The sequence below is a fragment of the Algoriphagus boritolerans DSM 17298 = JCM 18970 genome (assembly GCF_900108085.1).
In the GTDB taxonomy this organism is placed as follows: Bacteria; Bacteroidota; Bacteroidia; order Cytophagales; family Cyclobacteriaceae; genus Algoriphagus; species Algoriphagus boritolerans.
In genome coordinates this window covers 1-3,120 of sequence record NZ_FNVR01000063.1, presented here as the reverse complement: position 1 = coordinate 3,120, position 3,120 = coordinate 1, and the positions used below count along the sequence as shown (strand labels likewise).

At 35.7% G+C, this 3,120-nt stretch carries 3 protein-coding genes; 2 read left to right on the top strand and 1 reads right to left on the bottom strand.

What is annotated here, in order from left to right:
• Window positions 1-93: 93 nt before the first annotated feature.
• The gene (locus C4S61_RS21510) at window positions 94-1,287 is read left to right on the top strand and encodes a 6-bladed beta-propeller (protein ID WP_103926833.1); all 1,194 of its coding nucleotides are present in this window, start codon (window positions 94-96) and stop codon (window positions 1,285-1,287) included.
• A 621-nt stretch (window positions 1,288-1,908) separates the two neighbouring features.
• Window positions 1,909-2,892, top strand: a complete 984-nt coding sequence (locus C4S61_RS21505) for an AAA family ATPase (RefSeq protein WP_103926832.1) — start codon at window positions 1,909-1,911, stop codon at window positions 2,890-2,892.
• Window positions 2,893-2,930: 38 nt separating this feature from the next.
• Here C4S61_RS21505 and C4S61_RS22455 read toward each other — a convergent pair.
• On the bottom strand, window positions 2,931-3,120 hold a 190-nt coding region (locus C4S61_RS22455), incomplete at its 5' end, for a hypothetical protein (RefSeq protein WP_235010164.1).

Here is a 3,120-nt window from a genome sequence, read left to right as displayed (position 1 = left end):
GGATCTGTTTCCAAATTACCCTTAAAACAATCCTTAATAAGGTGCAAATAGGATATTAGTGTACAATCAAAAATTATTTAGGACAGCATTGACATGAAATTATTAAAAATAAGTTTTGTTTTCTTTGGAATTATTGTGTCTGGGTGTAGCAAGATAAATGATTCCAAAGAAAATTTTTCAGAAGTTTTGGTAATCAATCCCGAAGAGGCTGTGGACTTTTTGTCTTTATCATCCATCGTTGATTCTATAAAGTACATTAAACTTGAAAATTCAGAAAATTCATTTCTAGGGGAGGTTTCAGAAATAATTATCAAGAAAAATTTTATTTATGTTATAGATAAATCTCAACAGTCTATTTTTCTTTACAATCATGAGGGGTCATTTATGAATAAAATTGATAAGCTAGGTGATGGCCCTGATCAGTATCGTCATCTTGGCCCTGTGTTTGTAGATCAAAATGAGAGATTTATTGAAATCATAGATTATATTGGCGAAAATTCTCGAATTCTTAAATATGCTATTCCTACATTATTGTTTTTGGAAGAAAGACCCTTGAATGCTCCGATTGCTAACTCGGCAAGAAGGTTCAACGATGTATATTATTTTGCAGCACAACAAATCGAAAATTACGTAAATGAAAAGGCTACAAATGGAGATATAATTGTTGTTGATGAAGAGAATAAAAAAAGTGTCCTTTTCGATAAAAAAATTGATTTTAAAGGTGATTCATTTTCACCTTTTGTGGAAAGTTTTACACAAAATGAAGAAGGTGAGATTTATGTTTCATTAATGTACAATGATACCTTTTTTAAATTATCGGATAAGAAGGCTATCCCATTTCTCACCTTAGATTTCAGTGGGTATGAAGTAGACAAAGAATTAGGTAGCAAAAGCATTCAGGAGCAATTAAAATATTTAAGTAATGAGGCTAATGGCAAAGTTTCTTTTCCTGTTTTGAATGCTGAAAATTCCAAAATTTTAGCATTTTCCTATTACTTTAAAGAAAATAATAAAAATAGGCTATATCAATACATTAAAATAAAGGATAGTGGGAAAATCTTCCATACTAGAGTGGTTAACAACGATATTTCTTCTTTTCCCAAACAAATTTATATCAGTTCTTACCTTTTTGGAATTAAACATGAAGTTATTTTTCAAGATTACCTTGTTGACATCATTTTACCGTCATTTGCCTTAGAAGGGAAAAAGGAGATAGAAACCAATTCTTTAGGTACAATAAAAATTGAGGATAATCCAATTATTGCACTAATGAAAATAAAGAAATAGGTAAGGTGATAAGTGCAAATCCCTAAATTTAATTATTTGATTATACAATATTCTTCCAGTAAGAAGATTTGATTTCTAAATCAACCCGGATCTTGGGTTTTAGGATGCCTTTATGTAGATTTTATGTCCCATGAAGGTCAGAAATTAGGTTTTTCAGTTAATTTTAAGTCTATTCAAAGGCTTTTGGCAGAGTTCTTTCGATAGAAAATATTTTCTTCAAATCTAGTTTAAATAACTTTTCTGTATCCAATATTTAATTATGTCAATAGTATAGCTTTAATTAAGCTATTATTGTTGGTTTATCCTAAAAAAAATTGGTATGGATACAAGGGGGGAATCACACATTCCACCGAATCCAATCAGTAATCTGACTATTCCCAAAAGGCTCAATTACTTGTCATGCAGCAAACAATTTCCCTTCAATCGGACCCCAATGCTCATTTGACCACTTCGCAAGCTCCCCTCTCATTAAGGAGAGGGGCTGGGGTGAGGTTTTTTTAAAAATACCCAGGGCTGGGTATTTTTTCTCAGCCACAGATTGTCTAGTTTAGAAAAGTAAAGGCAAATGAAATTCTCCCAATTATCCGGTGATTTCGTTCCTTTGCAGGAATTCTATTGATTATGGCAAGAGCAGATTTGTTGGTGAAATTGGTTAAAGCAGGACTTTCAAGTGATCCGGGGCTATTTACCCGGGTGACGGAATCAATCATTGCTGAAGAACGTAGCAAACAGCATCATATACTTGCAGATCAGTTGGATGAACTATTACGGTCCTCTGAAAATAGAGGGGTGAGAGCTCCTACGAATAATTCAAACCTTCTTGGACAACGATTTGAAAACTTTCTTTTTAAAGTAAAGCCAGAGAGAAGATTGGATGATTTGATTCTTTCGGATGAGAATTTTGGTAAAATAAATGAAGTCGTCCAGGAACATTTCAGAGCTGATATTCTGAGGTCGTATAACCTTGAACCCAGAAACAGAATATTGCTTTCCGGAGCGCCGGGAAATGGCAAAACTTCCTTGGCTGAGGCTATTGCTCAATCCCTGATGATTCCATTTTATGTCATCCGTTACGATGGAATTATTGGAAGCTACCTTGGAGAAACGGCCACCCGGCTGAAGCAAATGTTTGATTTTGTTCGCACCCAAGAATGTGTGTTATTTTTTGATGAGTTTGATGCTATAGGAAAGGAGCGGGGGGACCAACATGAGACAGGGGAGATAAAGAGGGTAGTAAGCTCCTTGCTGATGCAAATTGATCGACTTCCTTCTTATGTGATGGTTGTGGCGGCTACCAATCACCCCGAACTACTGGACCGTGCGGTGGGAAGAAGGTTTCAGGTGAAACTGAATCTGGACAAACCGACTAAAGCGATGATTGTCCGCTGGCTTAAGAAATTTGAAAATCAAGTGAAATACTCTTTAGACCATTCCTTGGATAAAATCGCTTCGAAACTGGAGGGCCTCTGCTTTTCCGAAGTGGAAGACTTTGTACTCGATATCCAAAGGAAGTACATTCTTTCCCTCCCTGAGGCAAATGTTAAAAAAATCGTCGATGAGTGTTTGACCTATCATACACTCAAAGGGGATCCGCATGGCAGATAAAAAACCACTTTTAATTTTTCCCTCACCTGGATTAGCGGCTAGAGAGCCGAGATCTTCTGGTCGCTCTGATATAACCCTTCCAGATTACGAAAAGCAAAAGCAGAGAATAGGTAGGCACTGGCATACTTTAAAATACTGTCGTCCGAGAACGCGAGAGTCCAAAATAATTTAATCTTGGAATAGTACCAAAATGAAAGATGGGAAGCTTTTTGGAGCTGTCCCATCTTT